18 protein-coding genes are annotated in these 24,415 nt (G+C 36.4%); 11 read left to right on the top strand and 7 right to left on the bottom strand.

What is annotated here, in order from left to right; translation table 11 throughout:
- Positions 1 to 23: 23 nt before the first annotated feature.
- Together L2586_RS09060 and pgmB are read right to left on the bottom strand one after the other, a co-directional pair.
- Entirely contained in the window at positions 24 to 2,336 is a 2,313-nt protein-coding gene (locus tag L2586_RS09060; protein ID WP_235292562.1) for a family 65 glycosyl hydrolase domain-containing protein, read from the bottom strand.
- Positions 2,333 to 2,995, bottom strand: coding sequence for a beta-phosphoglucomutase (pgmB, locus tag L2586_RS09055; RefSeq protein ID WP_235292561.1), 663 nt, complete (start codon positions 2,993 to 2,995; stop codon positions 2,333 to 2,335). The genes L2586_RS09060 and pgmB overlap by 4 nt, the downstream gene beginning before the upstream one ends.
- 145 nt (positions 2,996 to 3,140) lie before the next feature.
- On the opposite strand from pgmB, the gene L2586_RS09050 reads away from it, so the two are divergent.
- A complete protein-coding gene (locus L2586_RS09050; RefSeq protein ID WP_235292560.1) occupies positions 3,141 to 4,823 on the top strand; it encodes a DUF6909 family protein in 1,683 nt (560 codons plus the stop codon).
- A 605-nt stretch (positions 4,824 to 5,428) separates the two neighbouring features.
- Positions 5,429 to 5,800, top strand: coding sequence for a hypothetical protein (locus L2586_RS09045; protein WP_235292559.1), 372 nt, complete (start codon positions 5,429 to 5,431; stop codon positions 5,798 to 5,800).
- 81 nt (positions 5,801 to 5,881) lie between these two features.
- Here the strand turns inward: L2586_RS09045 and L2586_RS09040 are convergent, their stop codons facing one another.
- The 3 genes from L2586_RS09040 to L2586_RS09030 form a co-directional block, all read right to left on the bottom strand.
- Positions 5,882 to 7,567: a sodium:solute symporter gene (locus tag L2586_RS09040; protein ID WP_235292558.1), complete on the bottom strand. Its 1,686-nt coding sequence runs from the start codon at positions 7,565 to 7,567 to the stop codon at positions 5,882 to 5,884.
- A gap of 107 nt (positions 7,568 to 7,674) precedes the next feature.
- Positions 7,675 to 10,182, bottom strand: coding sequence for a PIG-L family deacetylase (locus L2586_RS09035; RefSeq protein ID WP_235292557.1), 2,508 nt, complete (start codon positions 10,180 to 10,182; stop codon positions 7,675 to 7,677).
- A 736-nt stretch (positions 10,183 to 10,918) separates the two neighbouring features.
- On the bottom strand, positions 10,919 to 11,131 hold the full coding sequence (locus L2586_RS09030) for a hypothetical protein (RefSeq protein WP_235292556.1): 213 nt from the start codon (positions 11,129 to 11,131) through the stop codon (positions 10,919 to 10,921).
- 78 nt (positions 11,132 to 11,209) lie between these two features.
- Between L2586_RS09030 and mazG the strand changes: the two genes are divergently transcribed.
- The 9 genes from mazG (at position 11,210) to L2586_RS08985 (ending at position 22,380) form a co-directional block, all read left to right on the top strand.
- Positions 11,210 to 11,956: a nucleoside triphosphate pyrophosphohydrolase gene (gene mazG, locus L2586_RS09025; RefSeq protein ID WP_262914134.1), complete on the top strand. Its 747-nt coding sequence runs from the start codon at positions 11,210 to 11,212 to the stop codon at positions 11,954 to 11,956.
- A gap of 24 nt (positions 11,957 to 11,980) precedes the next feature.
- Positions 11,981 to 15,265: a reprolysin-like metallopeptidase gene (locus L2586_RS09020; protein WP_235292554.1), complete on the top strand. Its 3,285-nt coding sequence runs from the start codon at positions 11,981 to 11,983 to the stop codon at positions 15,263 to 15,265.
- Positions 15,266 to 15,363: 98 nt separating this feature from the next.
- Positions 15,364 to 15,681 (top strand): ArsR/SmtB family transcription factor, encoded by a 318-nt coding sequence (locus tag L2586_RS09015; RefSeq protein WP_235292553.1) that lies wholly within the window; start codon positions 15,364 to 15,366, stop codon positions 15,679 to 15,681.
- An 85-nt stretch (positions 15,682 to 15,766) separates the two neighbouring features.
- Complete coding sequence (locus L2586_RS09010) at positions 15,767 to 16,081, top strand: DUF983 domain-containing protein (protein WP_235292552.1); 315 nt, start codon at positions 15,767 to 15,769, stop codon at positions 16,079 to 16,081.
- Entirely contained in the window at positions 16,062 to 16,409 is a 348-nt protein-coding gene (locus tag L2586_RS09005) for a DUF7009 family protein (RefSeq protein ID WP_235292551.1), read from the top strand. Before L2586_RS09010 ends, L2586_RS09005 begins: the two co-directional genes overlap by 20 nt.
- 56 nt (positions 16,410 to 16,465) lie before the next feature.
- Positions 16,466 to 17,860, top strand: coding sequence for an MBL fold metallo-hydrolase (locus tag L2586_RS09000; protein ID WP_235292550.1), 1,395 nt, complete (start codon positions 16,466 to 16,468; stop codon positions 17,858 to 17,860).
- A 55-nt stretch (positions 17,861 to 17,915) separates the two neighbouring features.
- On the top strand, positions 17,916 to 18,758 hold the full coding sequence (locus L2586_RS08995; protein ID WP_235292549.1) for an endonuclease/exonuclease/phosphatase family protein: 843 nt from the start codon (positions 17,916 to 17,918) through the stop codon (positions 18,756 to 18,758).
- 279 nt (positions 18,759 to 19,037) lie between these two features.
- Positions 19,038 to 21,254: a TonB-dependent receptor gene (locus L2586_RS08990; RefSeq protein ID WP_235292548.1), complete on the top strand. Its 2,217-nt coding sequence runs from the start codon at positions 19,038 to 19,040 to the stop codon at positions 21,252 to 21,254.
- Between the two features lie 208 nt (positions 21,255 to 21,462).
- Positions 21,463 to 22,380, top strand: a complete 918-nt coding sequence (locus L2586_RS08985; RefSeq protein WP_235292547.1) for a DUF2911 domain-containing protein — start codon at positions 21,463 to 21,465, stop codon at positions 22,378 to 22,380.
- Between the two features lie 117 nt (positions 22,381 to 22,497).
- On the opposite strand, the gene L2586_RS08980 is transcribed toward L2586_RS08985, so the two are convergent.
- Positions 22,498 to 22,974, bottom strand: coding sequence for a hypothetical protein (locus L2586_RS08980; protein ID WP_235292546.1), 477 nt, complete (start codon positions 22,972 to 22,974; stop codon positions 22,498 to 22,500).
- Positions 22,975 to 23,001: 27 nt separating this feature from the next.
- On the bottom strand, positions 23,002 to 24,405 hold the full coding sequence (locus tag L2586_RS08975; protein WP_235292545.1) for a SusD/RagB family nutrient-binding outer membrane lipoprotein: 1,404 nt from the start codon (positions 24,403 to 24,405) through the stop codon (positions 23,002 to 23,004).
- Positions 24,406 to 24,415 lie beyond the last annotated feature (10 nt).

Genomic DNA, 24,415 nt, shown 5'->3' with positions numbered 1-24,415 from the left:
TTTAATTTTTTTTGACTATTGGATTAAGCGTTAGGCAATACAAATTCTGTATTCTCTGCGGATAAAGCAGCTTCATTGCCGTTAATAGCAACCACAACTTTAGGCCCACTTAACCGAATGATTTTACTAGATTCGCTCGTAATAACGATGTCTAGAACTGTTCCTCTGAACTTTAATCTAAAGGATAGTCCCTTCCAAGATTTCGGAATTTTTGGTTCGAAATGTACGATGCCATTAATCACTTGCATACCGCCGAAACCTTTCACGATGCTCATCCAAGTACCAGCCATAGAGGTAATGTGCAGGCCATCTTCTGTATCATTATTGTAATCGTTAAGGTCTAATCTTGCTGTTCTATTGTACATCTCATATGCCTTTTCTGGCATATCTAATTTAGAGGCAAGTATGGCATGAATGCACGGTGAGAGACTAGATTCATGTACAGTCCTCGGCTCGTAAAACAAGAAATTTTTACGTAAAGTATCTATGTCGAATTCATCCTGAAAGAAGAAAAATCCTTGAAGGACATCGGCTTGTTTAATAAAACAAGAACGAAGGATCCTGTCCCAAGACCAATTTTGGTTTAATGGCAAATTTCCCTCAGGAAGATCTTTAACGAGAATTTGTTCTTTGTCTAAGTAGTTATCCTGCTGTAAATATATGCCATATTCTTCATCATATGGGTAGTACATTTTATCAATAATATCTAACCAACTTCCTGTTTCTATTCCTTCTTTGAACTGTGTTTTCTGCGTTATTCTTTCGTAATGTTCTGGATGATCTTCTTTTAGGTCAATGATAGACTGAATGGTATATCGCAATGTCCAGCAAGCTAGATAATTCGTATACCAGTTGTTGTTAACATTGTTTTCGTATTCGTTAGGTCCTGTAATTCCTAACATAACGTACTGTTGTCTCTTCTCTGAGAAGTGAATTCTCTGCGCCCAGAACCTAGAAATAGCAATTAATACTTCTAGTCCATATTCCGCCATGTAAGACTGCTTGCCAGTGTAATTGATATAATCATATATGGCATAGGCGATCGCTCCGTTTCTATGAATTTCTTCGAATGTTATTTCCCACTCATTATGACATTCTTCACCGTTCATGGTTACCATAGGGTAGAGGGCTGCCCCATTTGTGAAGCCTAATTTTTCAGCGTTTTCTATTGCTTTTTGTAAATGTTTATACCTATAGATTAATAAAGCTTCTCCTACAGATTCTTCCGCAGTACTCATGTAGAATGGCAGGCAGTAGGCCTCCGTATCCCAGTATGTACTTCCTCCATAACGTTCACCTGTAAATCCTTTAGGACCGATGTTTAAGCGATAATCATCTCCTGTATAGGTCTGATGTAATTGGAAAATATTGAAGCGAATACCTTGTTGAGCCTGATCATCTCCTTCTATAGTTATGTCAATGTCTTTCCACTTGTTAGCCCATATTTCCTTTTGCTTCGTTAGATAGAAGTCATATCCATTAGCTAAAGCAGCCTGCACTGATTGAATAGCGTGATCTTCTAGTGCGCCTTTTTCATGATTGAGCGACGAAGCTAGGATGACATATTTGTATAATTGAAGTGTATCCCCTTCGCTACATTTTACTTCGAAAATGCTACCTACTTCTGTTTCAGCTGGTGGTAGTGGTTTTGTCGAAACAGCTTTTTCATTTACAGTTACGGATATTGTTTGTGCAGTAGTTACTTGGAAAGCAGTCTTTTTTGTTTCTGCAGAGATGGTGCATTGATCTTCATTACAAATTGCACGATATTGATGCCAAAAGTTCTCCTCATAATTGGAATCTTCATTCCGAACATCAAAGTCTATTTTAGCTGCACAAGTTATTTTTGCACTGCCTTTGATTAATTTGATCTGATAAGATATTAAACCTAATTCTTTGTTTTCGAAGGAATTAATACGTTGTGAATTGATCTCAACTTGAACACCATCAGACATTTCTACTTTCGAAAATCTCCTTAACACACCTTCTTGCATGTCAAGTTCTCTTCTGAAGTCTAGGACCTTACATTGAGCAAGATCTAACCTTTCACCATTCACATGAATGTCTAAGATATTCCAATTGGCTGCATTAAGCACTTTCGCATAATATTCAGGATAGCCATTTTTCCACCAGCCGACTCTTGTTTTATCAGGATAGTATACACCACCGATATAATTGCCTTGCAGCGATTCGCCTGAAAAGTATTCTTCGAAATTGGCACGTTGACCTAGGCGGCCATTACCAAGACTGAAAATACTTTCAGTAACTTTATTCATCTCTGCATGAAAACCTTCTTCAATGATTTTCCAGGGGTGTACACTTAAATAATCCTTCATAATTTTTCTAAAATATTCATATCCGCATCCGACAAACTTCTTAAGTTGATATCGGCAATGTTAAGTATTTCTGGATCGCCTATTCCTATAGAATAGAAGCCTCCATTTTTAGCTGCTTCCAGCCCTTTGTATGCATCTTCTATCACAACTGATTCACTAGCTTTTACGCCTAGTCCTTTAGCAGCAAGTTCGAAAACCTGCGGATCTGGTTTTGTTTTAGTTGTATTGGTGCCATCTATTATAACATCAAACTGATCAATTAAATCCAAGCTCTCTAGAATTCGACGAGCATTTTTACTTGCTGAACCCAATGCTATTTTAATATTATTATCCTTGCATTCTTGGATCCATTCCAGTGTTCCAGGCAAAATATCTTCCCGATTTAGATCTGTTATTAATTCTAAATAATGGAGATTCTTGCTAATTGCTAATTTCATCTTATCATCTTGGGACATATATTGAACATCGCCTAGAGATAAAATGAAGTTAAGAGAATCCATTCTGCTTATACCTTTTAGATTTTCATTTTCTCTTTCTGAAAACGGAATACCTAATTGATCAGCTAGTGATTTCCATGCTAGATAGTGATATTTAGCTGTATCTACAATTACACCATCTAAATCAAAAATGACCGCTTTTATTTTATTCTTCCAATCCATAATAATTACATACTTAGTGTAAAAATAACACATTACCTCAAAATACAAATTAATCCACTGCTTCTTTTTGAGATTTGCTGATAATCATGAACATTGAGCGGATAAAATAATGTAATTTTGGTCTTGTTTTTGCAACTCCATATATATGACAGAAGATTTAAAACTTTCAAGAGCTCAGATTTCTAGAGCGGCCCTTCAGCGACTTTCACTTGCAATGAGACACCTTTTTACTAGAGGCAGTTATAAGCCGTTAGGTGTTTCAGGTGAATCCATGATCAGTTCTATGCTGGCATTAAACCCAGAAATATATGGGTCTATGGGTGATGAAGAGAAAGTAGAATTAAATGGATTGTTGTATATTTTTCAGAGATTACCTCAGGGAATAGAGCAGTGCCGCTACATAAAATTAATCAGTAGAGAAGGCTTAGAAGAAACCAATTTTGAGCCTTTAATTCCAAGCAAAAGAAGAAGGAATTGCTATAGAATCGATGAAGAGCAGATGTACATAGAGATGACAAGAGGCCGCAGTGATATTTATGATGTCCTAACCCACCTAACCTTCATGTATATCGAGGCAGAGAAAATTAGAAGAAATAGTCTTGACCCTAAAAATAGAAAACGAAGATCATGGAAAATGCTTAGAGAGCTGGTTCAAGATCTACGTGCAGGAAAAGAAATCAATCAAGAAGTTGGATACACGTACTTAAGTGCAATCTTAGGGCGGTCTTTCAAGGAAACGGCAGATGCAGCGGATAAATTTTCAAAAGCTAAAGATGTAAACTCTCTTTTAGAAATCATCTATGAGTTAGGAAGATTAAGTATGAAAGAGTTTTTCGATAAAGTAGATCGAGAAATTAGTTTTTCATCTCCATTAAGAGCCAAATTAGGTCACCATATTTTTGGAGAAGAGTGGGCAACTCAAATTAAAGATACACTTTGGACTCATTCGCTCTTCAAAAAGGACTTACATGTGATAAGTGCGAATCTGCACAGTGTCATGAACAGCCTATATGCAAAGCAAGCATTGAAGTCAAAACAGAAAAATAAATCTCTAGAAGAGCTAGCGGGAATGCTAAGTGAAAGTAAGGTGCTCAGACAAAAAGTTCGAGATTTCGCTCTTTCTAATGGGATGTATGAGATTCATAATCCTAGTGGTACGAATATTTCTGTTCAGGTAATAGATTGTTCGAAAATTAAGCCTGAACACTTGACTCCAGAACTGGGAATCGGAATCGAAAAGAATAAATTACAGGATACCGTTTTAATTGTAATGGACTACGCTTTCGGAGAACAAGCTTATGAAACAATGGATGAATTGCTTAAGCCTTATGAATTCGAAGGTAAGAAGCATAAGCTTGATATTTGCTCGATCAATATTATGGGTAAAGCAGGAATTTTGCAAGGAGGAAAAAGTGATTTGATGATTCCTAGTTCACATATATTCGAAGGAAGTGCAGATAATTATCCATTTGATAATGAGTTTAGTGCTAAGGATTTTGAGGGGTATGGATTAGGAGTTTATGAAGGTTCGATGATAACGGTTCTAGGTACTTCTCTTCAGAATAGAGATATATTAAGGTATTTTCTGAAATCTTCTTGGAAGGCGGTTGGATTAGAAATGGAAGGAGCACACTATCAAAAAGCGATTCAAGCTGCTGCCTTGATCAGAAACAACATCAAAAGAAGTGTGAAATTAAGATATGCATATTATGCGTCAGATAATCCTTTAGAAACAGGAGGTACATTGGCTTCTGGTTCATTAGGACTAGATGGCGTTAAGCCAACGTACTTAATTACATCGAAAATGCTAGAGCAAATTTTACAGTAATAATTAAGTTTTTAAAGCAATTGTACGAGTAAGTATAATATTAGAAAGCATACCTGATGCTATAGACTTTGCGCATATACTATATTTATTAGCGCTAGCAATTTGGCATTCACATAATTTTTTGAATTTTCGAATTAAATTCCTTTAAATCAATGTATTAAATTCTTATGTTTAAGTAGTTATTTATATTATAAATTAAATCATTCCCCATGAAACTTACTTTATTAATTGCATTACTATGTACATAATTAACAACTCAAAATACTTCTGCTCAAGTTGCCATCGGTAGTAATAATGTCCCTCACAGAACAGCAGTTCTTGAATTAGACAGTAATAAAAAAGGATTTTTGCCGCCACGACTTTCTTCGACTTAAATAAAATCAATTATTGAACCGGCTGAAGGACTAATTGTATATAATACAACTCATAAGTTACCCTTCTTTTTTAATGGATCTTACTGGGTTAGTTTTGATTCGACCATCGGTTTAGTAGAAATCGGTGACTATATTCAGGGTGGTATTGTCTTTTACCTCGAGGAAGGAGGTGCTCATGGGTTAGTTCTTTCTTTAGAAGATTTAAGAAACAGGGAATTTGGGTGTAATAATATGGATATAACTGGTGCTGATGGTGGTGAAATAGGAGATGGAGCTCAAAATACTATTGATATATTGAATTCTTGTGGAGGGTCGGACATTGCTGCTAAAGTGTGCGATGATTATGTTTATGATGGGTATGATGATTGGTTTTTACCCACTGTTTCTACTTTATTAGAATTTAGAGAGCATTTTACAACAATAAATAATAAATTATTGGAAAATGGGGGAGAGGTAATAGCTGACTACAACCAATTTTGGTCTTCACTTGAATCCAGTTCCTTTAATGCAGTTACTGTAATTATGAATCCTTCTGAATTATTCCCAATAGAAAGCAGACCCAAAACTCATTCGAAAGATGTAAGAGCAGTAAGAGCATTTTAATTATACCATTTTAGCTAAGATTTTGAAACAATCTCGCGCCTGGACTATAATGAAGACCAGGGATTTTCAAAGCATGAATAATTATTCTTCCCGTCCAATAAACATCTGAATAATATATGAAATTATGATTACTGAAAAACATCCGACAACATTGAACCACAAATAAGAATCAGTGGCGAATGTTAAAGCTATGACAATACACTGTGCTACTAATGCACCTATAAATACCGCTTTGGACTTTACTCGTTTCACATAAAAAGCAACCAAGAATATCCCTAGAATTGTTCCATAAAAAATGGAGCCAATGTAGTTGACCAACTGGATAAGGTTGTCAAAAAGACTTGCGGTAGATGCGACTATAATCGCCATGATTCCCCAGCCAAGGGTAAACATCTTACTCGCATTCAAGTATTGTTTATCCGTAATCTCTTTCTTAATATTTCGCTTGTAGAAATCCACAGCAGTTGTAGTTCCGAGCGCATTAATTTCTGCCGCGGTAGAAGACATAGCTGCAGATAAAATCACAGCAAGTAATAGTCCAATAAGTCCCTTAGGTAGATACTTGAGAATGAAACTTAGGAAAACATAATCTCTATCATTAGATTCGATTTCAAGCCCAGAATCATTCATGATCTGACGACCAGACTCTCTCAGTTGGGAAAGACCAGCTTCTTTTTCTTTTAATAGCTCCTTAATCTGACCTAATTTAGATTCGTCGTCTGCATTAGACGCTGCTATAAATTGTCTAGATAATGCTGATTTTTCATTCTGGAGAAGTTGGTATTCTTCTTCTACTTGAGCGTATTCAGCAGCATATGGACTAGCTTTAATCGTTTCTTCTGCCGCGGGATTAAAGTTTAGTGGATTATTTGTAAATTGGAAAAATACAAATACCATAACTCCGACGATAAGAATGAAAAATTGAAGTGGCAATTTGAAAAGTCCATTAAATAACAGCCCAAGTCTACTTTCTCTTAAAGATTTTCCACTTAGATAACGTTGAACCTGCGATTGATCTGTTCCGAAATAAGCGAGGGCTAAGAAGAAACCTCCAGTGATTCCAGACCAAAAGGTATACCTTTCTTCAAAATTGACCGAAAAATCTATTGCTTTCGTCTTTCCTGAAGCTCCTGCAAGTTCCATTGCTGTTGAGAAATTCATGTCTTCTGGAAGAAGTCCTAGAATGATGAAAAAAGCAATGACCATTCCAGATAAAATGATGATCATTTGTTGCTTTTGGGTAACGGAGACCGCCTTAGTTCCACCTGAAACGGTATATATAATAACCAAGATTCCGATGACTACACAAGTCAGTTTTAGATTCCATCCCAGCAAAACTGAGAAGATGATCGCCGGCGCGTATATTGTAATACCTGCAGCAAGTCCACGTTGCACTAGAAATAAAAATGCTGCTAGCGTCCTTGTTTTTAAGTCAAATCTTTGTTCTAAATATTCATAGGCTGTGAAAACCTTCAGCCGATAAAAGATCGGTACAAACGTAATACAAAGAACGACCATGGCTAATGGTAGGCCGAAGTAAAATTGAACGAATCCCAATCCTTTATCAAATGCTTGTCCTGGTGTGGAAAGAAAAGTAATCGCACTCGCTTGAGTTGCCATCACTGACAATCCTATGGTCCACCATTTTGAGTCACTTCCTCCTTTCAGATAGGATTCAGAGGTGTTTTCTTTTCTGGTTTTATATAATCCGTAGACAATAATAAAAAGCAGGGTTCCGATTAGAATGATCCAGTCAATTTGACTCATATTATTTTGTGCTTAATGTTACAAACAGAAAAATAAGCACATAGATGATATTTGCACCTATGACCAGTAAATACATCATGTTCCACTTTTTATTGCTCTCTTCCATATTAAGGTCTATCATATTTGCCAATGGAAACTAAATTAGCAAAAATTCTGTAAGCGCCCGCTACTCCTGGTGGTAATTCTCTGAACCAAGAGTAACCAGTATAGATATAATAACCTTCACCGTACTTAGCAACTAACAAACCTCCGTTTTTCGGATCTTCGCCCGGATCATTAGAAGATAAAATTGCATCATATTGGTCAGCCCATTCATTAGGGAAATATAAACCTCTTTCTTGTTGCCAATTTTCGAAATCCTTCTGTGTAATCTTATTTGGATAATTTAATACTTCATGTTCTGGAAGCAACATTCGCACTTCTGCATTTTCATTTGTTACTCGATCCCTCGAAAGTTTCATCGGGTAGGGGCCAAGTTCGTCTACACGCGTTCCTCTGTTCGTATTATATTGCACGATCATCGTTCCACCTTGTTTCACATATTCAAGGAAGTTATCATGGTAGAATTGTATTCTATCAACGGTATTATATGCTCTTACTCCTAAAATTAAGGCATCGAATTTACTGAGATTTTCTACACTTGCTTCATCGATATCGATAACATCCACCTGATATCCGATCTGTTCTAAACTCTCTGGAATTTTGTCACCAGCACCCATAATGTAGGCAACTTTCTTACCTCTAATCTGAATATCTAGTTTTACAACTTTAGCACTCGCATCTGATATTACCGTTTGAGTAGGAATATGATCGTACTTAATTAAAGAAACTTCATTGGTGTAGGATACACTATCTGTATCGAATATTAATGGCACTATAAAGTTCTCATCTTGATCTTTAGGTGGTGTTACTTCGAACTTGAATACTTTCTCGGCACCTTTATCTGCAATCTCTACCTCGTATTTCGCTGGACTTACGGTCCAGCCATTTGGGTGACAAAGTTCTAAGCTTCCCTTAACATCGTTTTTGCCAGCTTTCACCACTACAGTGATGTCTTTGCTCTGTGCATCTGGAAAAATAAATACCTCACTTAATAGTTTAACAGAAAAAGCAGGAATAATCTCGAATGGTTCATATACTTCTCCTTTCACAGGGTCTGAAGTTTTGTAAATAATTGCTGAGGTCACGGAGAATGTATTTCCATCTATTTCGAATGTATAAGTAGCAGTATAAGGAGGCTTGTTTTCTGGTGTTCCCCTTAAGAGCTGATCTTTCACACTGTACATGCCCAGAGTTGCATCTGAATTCAACCAATAAGCTGAAGAATATGGCGCATCTTTAGGTATCGAGAAATCTAGTTTAGTATTAAAACGCTTGTTGTTTTCAAGGATCTCATTCACGTTAAGTTCTTGTTCACCAGGCGTTAGGTTTATAGAAACTAGTTTTAGATCAATGGGTGCTCTATTGATAATCTCAATATTCGCGGATAGTTTTTCTCCTGGAGATGCTGATGGATTATTTACTCTGACCTCAGCGAATAATCCTAAACATTGTTGGATGATTTCATCAACTTCGGCTAATTTGGTTTCTTTCCAATGTTCATCAGAAATGCTTGAAACCATTTTTCTTACATTGACCAATTCAACAACAGATTCATATGGCTTTTCAAAATTAAACTCTTTAATTATTTTACTTACAGCTTCACCGATAGGCTTGCCTCCTTTTACTCTAGACCAAGTGGTATTAATACCTTCGAAAGGATCTTTCATTTCCGTAGGACGATCTCCTTTTAGAAATTCCATGTATTCAGACTCACTTCCTCTTGTTCCAGAAGAGCCGAAGCCTTGGCACTTGTGCATACTTCTAGCTTCCGCTGCAATTTCGGTATTTGATTTTCCGAGAATAGGGTAGTAGACTCCAGCGTCAACTGCGACTAAGTTAGATTTGTCTGCTTCCTCGAATTTATCCCTACTTCCATAAAACCACCAAGAAGTATTGAAAAACAACCTTGTCGGTTGCCAAGTTTCTACATATTTCAATTGTTCAGGGTAGACAGATTTGTCATTGGTTAAATCGAAAGCCTCTACAGACAGCATTGCAGATCCGGTATGGTGACCATGAGTAGAACCTGGAGACCTATGATCAAAACGATTAACAATAACATCCGGTCTGAATTTTCTAATGGTCCACACTACATCTGACATCACTTCTTTTTTATTCCAGATGGCAAATGTTTCGTCCGGATGTTTAGAATACCCAAAATCATTCGCTCTAGTGAAGAACTGCTTTCCTCCGTCGATTGCTCGGGCTTGGAGTAGTTCTTGCGTTCTCATTACGCCTAATTGTTCTCTGATTTCAGGTCCGATCAAATTTTGTCCTCCGTCTCCTCGAGTTAATGATAGGTATGCTGTATTGGCATGAACGGCATTAGAGAAATAGGATATGAGTCTTGTATTCTCGTCATCTGGATGTGCTGCAACGTATAAAACAGATCCTAAAAAGTTTAATTTTTCAAGTTTTTGAAATATTTCTCCGGAGGTTAATTTATCTGGTGCTTGGGAATGAAGAGGTAAAAAGAACAAAAAACTCAAAATGAGATTCAGGATATATTTCATTTTTTATACATATGTTGTGGATCATAAAAATAACATCTTTTCTGAAAGCCATGTTTTTTATTTCTTCCTTTTGGATTTTCTTAACATATTAAAGCGCAGGTTTTATATTAAAATAATTATGTAATTGTCAGATTTACAGTGTGATATATAGTATAATTTACAATATTTTAAAAAGTGTCAGATTAATTGCGGGGTAGGGTATTTTACCGTGTCACATGTATATGAAGTATTTAAAGTTAGTATAGTACTCCACCGCTACATTTTGAGCTTATAAAGCACTAATTGTAAAGAATGTAGAAAAAGTAATATTAGCTTTGAAACTTAATATTTATATGTAAAATAAATATATGAAATTTGGGAGGATGAAATTTGGAGAGGTTAGTTAATTTACCTTTATTTGTTACAACTTGAGAAGTTCCCCCTAACAGTAATATTATTTAATGATTGCCAATTTTTGGCACTACTAAACTATTTATAAACCTAACGTTATGCTCGTATTTTACGTTACTGTATTGTTATTAGGATTAAGCTTAATTGTAAATTTTGCGCTTAAATATTCTCAAAAATAATTTAAGATTTACACCATTAAAACGTGTTCAAGAGAAGGAATCTGGAATCCAATCAAATTAACACATTTTTTATAAGCATTAATTTTTATCGAAATTCTAACCTTTTATAGGTTGAATGGCTAATTTATATCTAAGAAATCTATCTAGGATTTTATAGGTGAACTGCATTATGCAGGCTTCACCTCAGGCATTTTGCACTCTTCATCTGGACTACGACCACAAACCGTGCACTCGCCAATTTCACTCTTAAGCATTGGGTTATTCGTTGCACATGTACCTCTAAATTCATTACCTGTAACTATATGACGGATGTTTATTAATAGGAATGAAATCCCAAAAACTCCGAAAATAATTAGCATTGTATATAATAATTCGTTCATTGTTTGTTTGACTTGTGTTGAAGTATAACGATATTAGTGGCAACAAAGTTTGTTAAAAAGAATGGAATTATCATAATAATGGATGAAAAATTAGAAGCTTTCGGAAGATTGCTAACGATAATGGATGAGTTAAGAGAAAAATGTCCATGGGATAGGAAGCAAACTCTGGAATCTCTCAGAAATTTGACAATAGAAGAAACGTATGAACTTGCAGATGCGATTTTGAACAATGACTTAGAGGAAGTCAAAGAAGAAATAGGTGATATTATGTTACATATGGTTTTCTATGCTAAGATAGCAGATGAAAAAGGTGCATGGAATATTACAGATGCACTTCATGCAGTATGTGAGAAACTAATTCACCGTCATCCACATATTTATGGAGATGTGAAAGTAGAGAATGAAGAGGAAGTAAAACAGAATTGGGAAAAATTAAAACTACAAGAAGGCAAGAAATCCGTTCTTTCTGGAGTTCCTGTTTCCCTCCCAGCCATGGTTAAGGCATATCGAATGCAGGAAAAAACGAAGCAAGTAGGATTTGAATGGGAGAATGCAGGTCAAGTTTGGGAAAAGGTAGAGGAGGAGATTCAAGAATTTAAGGAAGCAAAGACACCAGAAGAAGCAGAAGATGAATTTGGTGATGTACTTTTCTCGTTAATTAATTACGCTCGCTTTAAAGGAATTGACCCCGAAACGGCATTAGAGAAGGTTAATCGAAAATTTAAGACAAGATTTGAATATATTGAGGAGAATGCGGACCGACCTCTTGAAGAAATGAGTTTAACAGAAATGGATGAATTGTGGAATGAAGCAAAAATAAAATAGACCTTTAATCTTAATACCCTTTAAATGTATAGAATAATAATCCTAGCATGTTTACTTCTAAGCGTCAGTGCTATAGAGATAGGAGCGCAGTCATGGACTGTAGAAAATCAAAGAAATGTTCCTAACCTTGGCGAACAAAAAATTAAGCCAGATCAATTTATCCTAGCAAGAATTAGTGATCAAGAGATCAAGGAAGTATTATGGAAAGCGCCTATGGAATCCAATAGTAGGAATTCAGAAACCTCGAGCTTGAAAATAATGCTTGCAGATGGAAGTGTAGATGATTTTGAAATTGTGGAATATTCAATGATGGAGGCTGGTTTAGCAAGGAAGTATCCAGATTTTAAGACTTTTTATGGAAGATCTAAGAGCACGAAAAACAGATCTATTCGCTTAGATTATACTTTGAATGGTATTAGAGCTGTTATTTCGGATGATAGTGGCGAAACTTATATAGATCCTTACCAGTCTAATGATAATGAGCGCAGGATTATATATCGGAAGTCGGATATTAGGAGTCAGAGTGATTGGAATTGTTTGACAGATTCGAAGTTGATCGAAGCTGAGAAATCGGAGAAAAGTCGATTTGCGGGTGATTGCATGCTTCGTGAGTATCGACTAGCAGTTGCTGCAACTGGAGAATATACTGATTTTCATGGAGGGACAGTTGCACTAGGACAAGCAGCGATCGTAACAGCAATGAATAGAATTAATGGCGTGTATGAGCAAGAGGTCGCCTGCAGAATGATCTTAATAGCTAATAATGATTTGTTGGTTTATACTGATGGTGCTACAGATCCATATCAAAACTTGAACCCGAGTGCACTATTAGGTGAGAATCAAACGAATGTAGATAATGTCATAGGAAATGGGAATTATGATATCGGCCATATATTCTGTACTACAGATAGTGGTGTTGCATATTTAGAATCACTATGTAATAACACTAGTAAAGCGGGTGGCGTGACAGGACAACCTAATCCAATTAATGACCCATTCTGGATAGATTATGTGGCACATGAAATGGGGCACCAATTCGGAGCAAATCACACCCAAAATAATAGTTGCAACAGGAATGGAGGAACAGCAGTAGAACCAGGTAGCGCGAGTACGATTATGGGTTACGCTGGTATATGTTCACCTAATGTCCAGAATAATAGCGATCCTTATTTTCATGCCATTTCTATAGAAGAAATGTCTGCCCATATTACAAGTACAAACTGCGCAGTTGTATCGAGTTTTGGGAATAGTGCGCCGGTGGTATCACTAGTAAACAATTATACCGTCCCGAAATCAACGTTTTTAGTTTTAGAAGCGGAAGCAATAGATGCGGATGGAGATAATCTAACTTATTGCTGGGAACAAATGGATAATGAAGTAGCAACGATGCCACCAGTATCAGGAAATACGGGTGGCCCGGCTTTTAGATCTATTAATCCAACTTCAGATAACAAAAGATACCTTCCCAATATTTCCGCAATTATCGCTAACACGACACCGACATGGGAAGTTCTGCCTTCAGTAGGAAGGACAATGGATTGGAGAGTGACCGTAAGAGATCATGCTTTAACAGTAGGTTGTACGGACGAAACAGATATGACCATCACGGTAGATGGAACCTCTGGACCATTTTTGGTAGATGATACCTCGATTCCAAGTACCGTTGCAGAAGGTGAAAGTATAACTTTAACTTGGGATGTTGCTGGCACGGATCAAGCTCCTGTGAGTTGTTCAAATGTCGATGTGTTCATGTCTACGGATGGAGGATTAACCTATCCGATCACACTTCTATCTAATGTAGATAATGATGGAACGGAATCATTCGTTGTTCCTGCAGGGCTCACAACCACGGCAAGAGTTATGGTTAAGTGTTCAGATAACATCTTTTTTGATATCAATGATGCTGATTTTGAAGTGGAAGTTGGTGTGGATGGATATACAATTGATGTGGTTCCTGCTGCAGGCGAAACGTGCAATGATGAATCAATTATGTTTGATGTTAATGTAAATCAGATAGGGAATTATACTACACCTGTAACATTAAATATCACAGGACTTCCAAGTGGCGCTAATGCTAGTTATTCAAGCAATCCATTGACACCAGGAAATTCAGCAACAGTAACCTTAAGTAATTTCGGAAGTAATGTAGGCAGTTTTACACTTGACGTAGTTGCTAGTTCAGGTGGTAATGTAAGAACTAAAAATTACGAGTTGGAGCTCTATGAGCCAACGACAACACCGACTTTAATTTCACCAGCAAATAATGCGGTAGATATAAATCTTAATCCAGAATTAGCTTGGAGTGCAGTACCTACAGCTGGGACTTACGAATATGAGTTAAGGACAGGACCTAATGGAACAGGTAGTCTAATTGAATCTGCAGCCATAGCTAGTAATTCAATTATAATCAGTACGGAACTTGTTGCTTCGACAACTTATTATTGGCGCGTGAAATCAATAAATAGTTGCGGTATGTCTTCGTATTCGTCTGATTTTACATTTACCACAGGTCAGATTATAAAGGTTTGTGAAACATTTATTTCCAATGATACACCTAAGACAATTGTAAGAGATAGGGGCGGTTCTGGAACAGCATCAGTTGTTTCCATACCTGTTGCTTTAAATGAAATAATTAGAGATGTAAATGTAATTGATGTCTCAGGAACTCATAATAATGTAGGTGACTTAGCATTTGTATTGTTATCTGCTGGAGGGACCCAAATTACACTTTATGATTTTTTTAATTGTGGGAACGTCGACGATTTTGATATGGGCTTTGATGATGAATCTGCTATAAGTGGTGTAGATTGTCCACCAAATGTAAATAATACATATCAACCTGAAGGTTCTTTGGGTGATATGGATGGAGAGAACGCCAATGGTGAATGGTTGTTTGGGGTTTTCAACTTTGGGAATACAATAGGTTCATTAACCAATGTTTCAATCGAAATTTGCTATGATGGAGTGGCACCTCCATGTAATCTTAATGTTTCTTCGACCAATAGTTCTGGAGCAGGAACACTACATAATGCAATAGGATGTGCAACTTCTGGGGATGTGATTATAATTGATACAGGACTAAATAGTGAAATAGATCTGGAAAGTTCTCCTTTAGTAATCTCAAAGAACCTTACTATAATGGCGGACCCTGTTGATAACATAATCATAAAATATGGAGGCCCAGGATCAGCGCTAGAAGTGATGAGTGGTTTTAATTTAACACTAGAAGGAATAAATTTAGAGCAAAGTGTACTACCGAAAGGGGTATCTTTGAAAATTGAAAAAGTATTGAAGAATCCCCGGAAATAAGCTGGTTGCAATAAATAAATTTAACCTTTGCAAGGATTCTACAACAATTGAGAGGTAATAGATGTTTTTATAAATATTAATAATTTTTATATTTGTGTATGTCAGAAGAAAAAATACTTTTAAATGAGAGCCAAGCGGATAAACTTGAGCGGATTGCATACATTCTAAAAACCATTGCACATCCAGTAAGACTTGGTATAATACATTTACTTGAACAACATGCAAGATTATCAGTAACAGAGATTTGTGAAAATCTTGGTACTGAACAATCATTGACTTCTCACCACCTTCAGAATATGAGGCTGAAAGGTCTACTTTCTGTAAAAAGAGATGGTCGTTCTATGTTATATTCTTTGAAGGAAAGAGATGTTTCTCTAATCATCGAATGTTTAGAGAATTGTAATTGTAATATGTAAACTTTTTATGTCCATTATCAAAAGTATTTTTAATTACAATTGTCCAAGATGTCGACAATCCAATTTGTTTAAAAAACCATTTTCCATGTCTAATCCTTTAGACATGAATCATTCATGTGAAGTCTGTGGTCAGCGTTTCGAACCCGAACCAGGATTTTATTATGGAGCCATGTTTATTTCATACATCTTTTCGGGATGGTTTTTCATTGGTGTTGCGCTACTACTTGTTTTTGCTGCTGGATGGTCTATAGAAGCTGCTATGGGCGTTGTTGCGGCTTTAGCTGCCTTATTGTTTTTCAAACTTCTTAGAATTTCTCGATCTTTATGGATTCATATGATGGTAAAATATAATCCTTCTTACATTAATAAAAAGAGCGCGAATGAAAGTAAGAATACTTAATCAGTCTATCAGATTTAGAGTATCAATGGATGAAATGGATTTGATCGTTTCGAATGGAGCAATATCATCTAGCATCTTATTTCCAAGTGGACAATTAACTTTTCAAGTTCATACTCATCCGGAAAAACACAGTATTGACCAACAAAACCAAAATTGTCAATTGTTTTTAAATAAAGAAGAAGTATCAAGTCTTCATGGCAGTGATCAGGTTTCCATTTCTTTCTCCCAAAATGATCTGAAAGTAGTTTTCGAAAAGGACTTTAAATGTTTAACTCAAAGAGACGAAAACGAAGATCACCTATATCCTAATCCTAAAGGTTCCCATTAATTTTTGTCTGGTAGACATGGTCATTCATAATATCAAATATTTATAAAATAAGGAATATGCAAGTAGAACAAATTTACACAGGATGCCTTTCACAGGGTTCTTACTTCATCAGTTCTGATGGAGAAGCAGTTGTAATAGACCCACTTAGAGAGACTAAACCTTATCTGGATAGAGCAAAAAAACAAGGTGTAAAAATCAAATATATACTTGAAACCCATTTTCATGCAGACTTCGTTTCTGGTCACATAGACTTAGCTAAAGCTTCAGGTGCAACGATAATCTACGGACCTGGCGCGTCAACTTCTTTCGAAATGAAGAATGCAAAAGACGGTGAAACATTAAAGGTGGGTAAAATCTCCTTCAAAGTGTTACACACTCCGGGGCACACGCCAGAATCTACTTGTTATTTATTAAATGATGAGTCTGGTAAAGAATATGCTGTTTTTACAGGTGATACTTTGTTCATAGGAGATGTTGGGAGGCCAGATCTTGCGCAGAAGGCCACTGATTTAACAAAAGAAGATTTAGCTGGATGGTTGTTTGATAGTCTTAGAGAGAAGTTAATGCCTCTACCAGATCATACCATCGTTTATCCAGCTCATGGAGCTGGTTCGGCTTGTGGAAAAAAGATGAGTAGTGAAACTTGGGATACTTTAGGTCATCAGAAAGAAACGAATTATGCTCTCAGAGCTGACATGACCAGAGCGGAATTTGTAGCGGAAGTAACCAGAGACTTACTTCCTCCTCCTCAATATTTCTCTGAAAATGTAAAATTGAACAAAGAAGGTTATACCTCTATTACGGAAGTGATGGCTCAAGGAGCAAGAGCTTTAAGCGTCGATGATTTCGAGTATATCGCTAATCAAGAAGATGTATTAGTATTAGACGTTAGGAATAAACAGAATTTTGTGAAGGGGTTTATTCCTGGATCTATATTTATCGGATTAGACGGAAGTTTTGCGCCTTGGGTAGGAGCACTTGTTACCAATCTAGAACAGAAGATTCTCATCGTAGCACCGGAAGGTCAAGAATCAGAAGCGGTTAAGAGATTGGCTAGAGTAGGTTACGATAATGCGCTAGGATTTTTAGACGGTGGATTTGGTGCATGGAATAAGGAGGTCGATCAGATAGAAACGATCTCGGTAGAGGAATTTGTGGGAAGCCAGCTGGATAAGAAAATTTTAGATGTTCGGAAACCCGATGAATGGGAAACGGCACATATCGAAGGAGCACAGCATTTTCCTTTAGATTTCATTAATGATCACATGGGTGAGCTGAATTCTTCTACTTCCTATGTGATTCATTGTCGAAGTGGGTATCGATCTACAATTGCTGCCTCCATTCTTAAAGCTCGAGGTTACGACATGCTTATAAATGTGCACGGATCTTTCGATGTAATCAAATTTTCTGAGCTTGAAGTAAGTGGGAATTGTCCATCTTTAGTTTCTTAGCACTTGACTATTAAGGTAGTTATATGTAATTTATGGATAGCTTACAACTATTTGCATGAAATTACTAATTACACTTTTGGCGTTATGCGTCACCTTACCCATTAATGCACAGAAAACATATAAGGCAATTAGCTATAATATCCGCTGGAATAATATCGCAGATGATCTTGACCAATGGGATAATAGAAAAGAAGCAATTGGTAATTTCTTAGAAGAAGAAAAACCTGATTTTGTAGGCATGCAGGAAGTGCTGGAAGATCAGTTGTTTTTTTTGAATAAATACTTAGTCTATTACACACATATAGGAGTAGGTCGTGATGATGGAATAAAGAAGGGAGAATTCTGTCCCATTTTTTATGACGCCGTAAAGTGGCAAATTCTTGAAAATGAAACCATCTGGCTATCTGAAACGCCAGGAAATGCCTCCAGAGGCTGGGATGCTGCCTGTAATAGAGTGGTGACCTACGGATTATTCGTAAATATCGAAAGCGGAGATACCCTTTCTGTTTTTAATACCCACTTTGATCATAAAGGCGAAACTGCTAGAGAAGAAAGTGTTTCGCTCCTACAAAGTTTTGTCGAAACGAAAAGTAAAAACCGAGATTATATTGTATTAGGTGATTTTAACTTAACACCAGTAACCACTTTATACAGATCACTTACTAACGTTTTCAAAGATACTAGAGAAGTTGCTAATCATCGTTATGAAGAACACAGTGGAACATTTAACGATTTCGAATTAGAGGGAGAATTTTCCAGAAGAATCGATTATATCTTCACTAAGCCTTCTATGGACGTTTTGTTGTACGACTGTCCAGATCTCAGAATCGATGGAAGACATTTATCTGACCACTTTCCTATCGTTGTTATTTTTAGGTCTATAAAAAATACTGATTAATCAGTGCTTAGCCTTTCTTTTATTGGTCAATGTTAGAAACTTTAACTATCGAAATTCTTAGAACTTTTAGTTAAAACAAGGTCTGATCATACATCTCTCTATGCTAGGGCAGTTTCCATCATTCAGCATAATAAAAAGTGTATTCAAATTAATGGAAAAGATTTTGCTGATCAAGACCTAGTTTATATTTTGCATCCAATACACTAAAAAAAATTCTTGCTAGAATAAAACCTACCGTATGATTTCACGCGTAGACTAGGTAAGCATAAACTTTAATAAATGAAAAATACTTTACTCTTTGTCTTTATTTTTGTCGGCAGTTTAAATATCCATGCCCAAAAAATCAGTGGAATTATACAAAATAGTAGCGGTGTCCCAATTGAGGATGCTTATATCCTACATTTTAATCATGATCACCATGCTCACACCAATGAAAATGGATTTTTCTCTTTGAATGAAGCAGAAATTGGAGATACCCTTCAGATCATCCACCTTTCCTATAAGGATCTGTTCTATAAAATTTCAGAAATATCAGATAATCTGAAGATTGAAATGGAAGAATCCAGCTTTGAGTTGGGTGAAATTGTCATTGGCGAAAACGCTAAGAAGACTAACCTTATTTCTTACATTGATAATCAAACCACAACGGTTAACTCATCACAAGAAATCTTGAGAAAGGTACCTGGGTTGTTTATCGGCCAACATGCCGGAGGAGGAAAGGCAGAGCAGATTTTCTTAAGAGGATTTGATATAGATCATGGAACGGATATCGCATTGGCTGTTGATGGAATGCCTGTAAATATGGTGTCTCATGCTCATGGACAAGGATATTCGGATTTGCATTTTTTAATTCCAGAAACCATTGAACTCATTGATTTTGGGAAGGGACCTTACTACGCAGATGAAGGAAACTTTGCTACTGCAGGATATGTGGGTTTCAAAACGAAAGATGAAATTGCAAATTCTCAGGTTAACATAGAATTAGGTCAATTTAACACGCTTCGAACGTCGGGAATTTTTAATGTTTTAAATCAGAATAACCACGATGCTTATATTGCAACCCAATATATGATAAGTGATGGACCTTTCGAATCTCCACAAAATTTCAGCAGGGTTAATTTCTTCGGAAAATATACAGGAAGAACTTCATCGAAAGATAAATTCTCCGTCATTGCTTCTCATTTTCAAAGTGAATGGGATGCTTCTGGACAAATTCCAGTCAGAGCTGTTGAGCAAGGTTTAATATCACGCTTTGGTGCTATCGATGATACGGAAGGAGGAAATACAAGAAGGACTAATCTTCAATTCACTTATTCTAAGACGCTTGATGACCATTCCTACATTAGGAATCATGTCTATTATTCAGAGTATGATTTTGAGTTATTTTCCAATTTCACTTTCTTCCTAGAAGATCCTGTTAATGGAGATCAGATTAGACAATATGAAGACCGACAGTTATTCGGTTTCGAAAGTGTCTGGAATCATGAAAAGAACTTAAATTTTGCGAATTCGCTGGTACGTGCAGGGATTGGGTACCGAAATGACCTAAGTAAAGATAATCGGTTATCAAAAACCCTAAATAGGAAAGAGACTTTAGAAGATATCCAATTTGGAGATATCAATGAGAAAAACGTGTTTTCATTTGTCAGTGGTGAATTGGAATTTGATCGACTTTCAGTACAAGCGGCATTGAGATGGGATTATTTTAATTTTAATTATGAAAGTAAATTGTCTACGCTTTTCGATCGGAAAGTGCAGGATAAAAGTGTTTTCTCTCCGAAGTTGAATTTTATTTATAATCTGAACAGATCTGTTCAGTTGTACTGGAAATCAGGAATAGGTTTCCATTCTAATGATACTAGAATTGTACTCGAACAGCAAGTAGAGGATGCACTTCCGAAAGTATATGGAACAGATGTTGGAGTGGCCTTTAAGCCTTTTAAGAGAATGTTCGTGGATGTTGCGCTATGGTATTTGTTCTTAGAACAAGAATTTGTATATGTAGGAGATGCTGGGATTGTCGAGCCATCTGGAAAAACAGGTAGAGCAGGTGTAGATTTGGGAGTGAGGTATCAGATATTAGATGAGCTTTATTTTAGCGGTGATTTTAATTACACATATGCTCGAAGCTTAGCTGAATCAGACGGGGAGAATCTAATTCCACTAGCGCCACCGATGACCTCCACTGCTGGACTTTATTATAAAAAAGGAAAGTTTAATGCAAGTTATAAGAGCCGATTTATCAAGGATAGACCTGCTAATGAAAATGGTAGCATAATTGCAGATGGATATTTTATCAGTGATGTAAATGCTAATTATACTTTTGGCAACATTAATATTGGTTTTGCTATAGAGAACTTGTTTAACCAAGAATGGAATGAGGCGCAATTTGCAACGGAAAGTAGACTTATTAATGAGGTTAATCCTGTTGAGGAAATTCATTTTACGCCAGGAACACCGTTTTTTGCAAAAGCGATTCTAAAATTTAACTTTTAGATAATATAATTAGTACAGGAATTAGGCATGAGCTTGACAGTGAAACATTGAACTGGTCAGGGGCTTGAATAATATTTGTACCACGTTTCGATATACTTTGACACGCATTTTTCTGGATGGAAGAACATTAAATATTTGTTATTGTTATGCTAAAAGGCACTTCATTCAGCTGGTAGAATTAAATTAGATTCTACAAAACTAAATAGCAATGTTAAAGTATATTACTTCTGTCGTTTTTCTATTTTTCTTTTTGGTCAATGTGATGGTCGGTCAGTATGCCATGGATCTGACTCCGAGAATCAGTTCTGATAATAGTATTTCGGAAAGGGTAGCATACACGAAAATTAGTATTGATTATGGAAGTCCTAAAGTTAGAGGCCGACAGATATGGGGCGAAATGCAAGAATATGGACAGATATGGAGAGCCGGCGCGAATATGGCGACAGTCATTTCCTTTTCAGAAAAGGTGAAGATACAAGGAAAGGAACTTCCTAGAGGATCTTATTCATTCTTTGTAATACCTCGAGAAAATGAACCATGGACCGTTATCTTTAATAAAGTTGCTCAGCAGTGGGGAGCCTTTGGATATGAAGAATCAGAAGATGCATTGAGAATCGAAGTTGATCCTGTAATTAATAATCATGTTGAAGATTTGACTTTTGATATTATAGCGAAAGATTTTGATGGCGCTTATGTGGTTTTGGAATGGGCGAGTGTGAAGATCAGTTTTTATGTGGAAGTGGAACATTATATTGTTTTAGAGGAAAAGTTGGCGGAGAAATTAGAAACGTTACCGCGGAATACACATTGGGTGATCTATCTCCAAGCGGCTAATTATCTGATAGATGAAGAAGAACGATTAGATGTAGCTGCGAAATGGTTAAAGGCAAGTGAAGACTTATATTCCGAAGATGGAGAATGGAGTGGACAGTATTATCCGAAAGCATATATTAAAGGTGATCTACTTTGGGCGAATGCCAAATTATCTGCCTTAAATGGAGACTTCAGTTCAGCTTTAAATTATGCAGAAAAAATGAAAGCTATTCCTGGAGATTATGTTTTTTACGATCGAGAAAATGAAGTAGAGCAAATAGATCAGCGAATAGAAGAGTGGGGGAGAAAGTAGATTAATCTCAGTCTGATATTCTTATGCAGTGCAATTTAAAATGCAAGTAGTTTTATAAATAAGAAGAGCCCATCGAAGATTTCTCCGATAGGCTCTTTTGTATTATTCTACTTTAGATTACTTCACTGCAGTAATCGTTAAAGAAGGTCTATTTGCTGTTCCGCTATCAACTGAATTTCTAGTTAATCCATTCACATTGATCACTTCTACGTCTAATCTAATCGAAACACTTTCTTCCGTAATAGAAGGAATTTGATAATCCATAATTAGCTCATCAGTTTGTGAATCTTCTTGAAAATTAGAAACGAATGGGTAAGATTTAACTTCCGTAGTTTCTCCGCCACCGATCGTCTGATATAACTTAATCGTAGATATTTCATCTAATGACCAGAAATCAAGATCGATCTGAATGTTCGTTCCTACTGGATATGTGTCCATCTCGTCAAGGATTGTAATTCCAGCAATAACTGGAAAATGCTTCCCTTCTGTTGTTGTATTATCGCCTAACCAGTCACTTTCTTTATAGCAAGAACTTACTGTAAATGCGATTAAAAAGAGAAAGGCTAAATTTCTTAAAATATATTTTGTATTCATGTTATTTTATTTTAATCAAAATGAAATTTATTGGTCTCTCCACATTTGAACCAATAAGTCTTTATTGTTTGCTTGCGTCTCATCTCCATTTCTATTAAACTCATCATCTGGATATCTAACGCGCTGGAAGCTACCGCCTAATTCGAATGGATCTGCTTCTACAAAACCTGTGTATGCATCTGTAGAGTAGTTATATCTTCTCATATCTACCCATGCTTCAGGGTTTAAATACAAAGCAATATATTTTTGCTCCATAATATCAGAAAGCGTCAAGTTATCCGCTCCAACTGCAACATTAGGATGAGTTAAAAAGTCTCCTGCTTCCACTTCTAGTTTAGAAACGTTAGCCGCAATACCTTCTAAGTATGCATCGTAAGCTCTCGTCTTATCATTCGATATAAATGCTGCTTCAGCTTCGATAAACTTTGCTTCCGCATAAGAAACCATAACGATTGGTGCAGATTCTGTACTGTGCCATGTTGTTTCACTTAGATCAGAATTATTTGGCGCTGCATTATCATCATAAGAAGTAATTCCTACTACTTCTGCATTTGGAATATCTCCTGCATCTACTAGTGCAGCCATTCTAGGATCACCTTCATCAGTGATTCCTTTTAATAAGTCAACAAAGTAAGATCCCTGAGTAATTGTCAAGTTCCCTGTATTGTTCGCTAATGCTACACTTGTGTGCCATGGATTTTTATTCACTGAATTATACATCAATTGGAAATCATCTCCATTACTTGTAAATCCATTTGAAATAGCCGACAAAGCATCACTAGCCGCTTGCGTACCATTCTTATTTGTCAAGTGGATCGCGTAACGCGCTTTTAATGTGTAAGCTAATTTTATCCATTTAGAAATATCACCATTGTATGCTAAGTCATCACTTCCTGGAGCAAAAATAGACTCACTTTTCTGTAAATCGGTAATAGCAGCATCTAGTAAGCTATTAATAGACGCATACAATTGCTCTTGAGAATCGAACTTAGGTGTAAAATTATCTGAACCTAATATAGCCTCAGAGTAAGGTGCAGCCTCCCAGTTATCAGTAAGCAATCCAACATTTATAGCTGAAAGTACTTTTCCTATTCCCGCATAATGAGGTGAATTACTCTCCTCAGCCTTGATAATTAACTGGTCTAAATTATTTAATCCTTTTAGATATATCCCGCTCCATGTAGAGCTTAGAGATAAAATCTGAGGATATCCAAAGTATGAACCTAGATGCTGTGTAATCTGATTCGTAGTGTATGCCGATCTGTAGTGCGCTGCACTTGCAGCCTCGATCGTAGTAGGTAGCAGTGAGTTTAATGTAACATCAGTCACTCGATTCGGATCTGTGTTAACATCTAAAAAACTCTCACATGATGCAAACAACATAAGCACCAGTGACACCGCTAAAAGCGTTTTTATTTTTATGAACTTCATATTATTATTC

It is taken from the genome of Portibacter lacus, assembly GCF_021533215.1.
Lineage (GTDB): Bacteria > Bacteroidota > Bacteroidia > Chitinophagales > Saprospiraceae > Portibacter > Portibacter lacus.
Note: the sequence above shows the minus strand (reverse complement) of the source record. Positions and strands in the feature narration are given on the sequence as shown.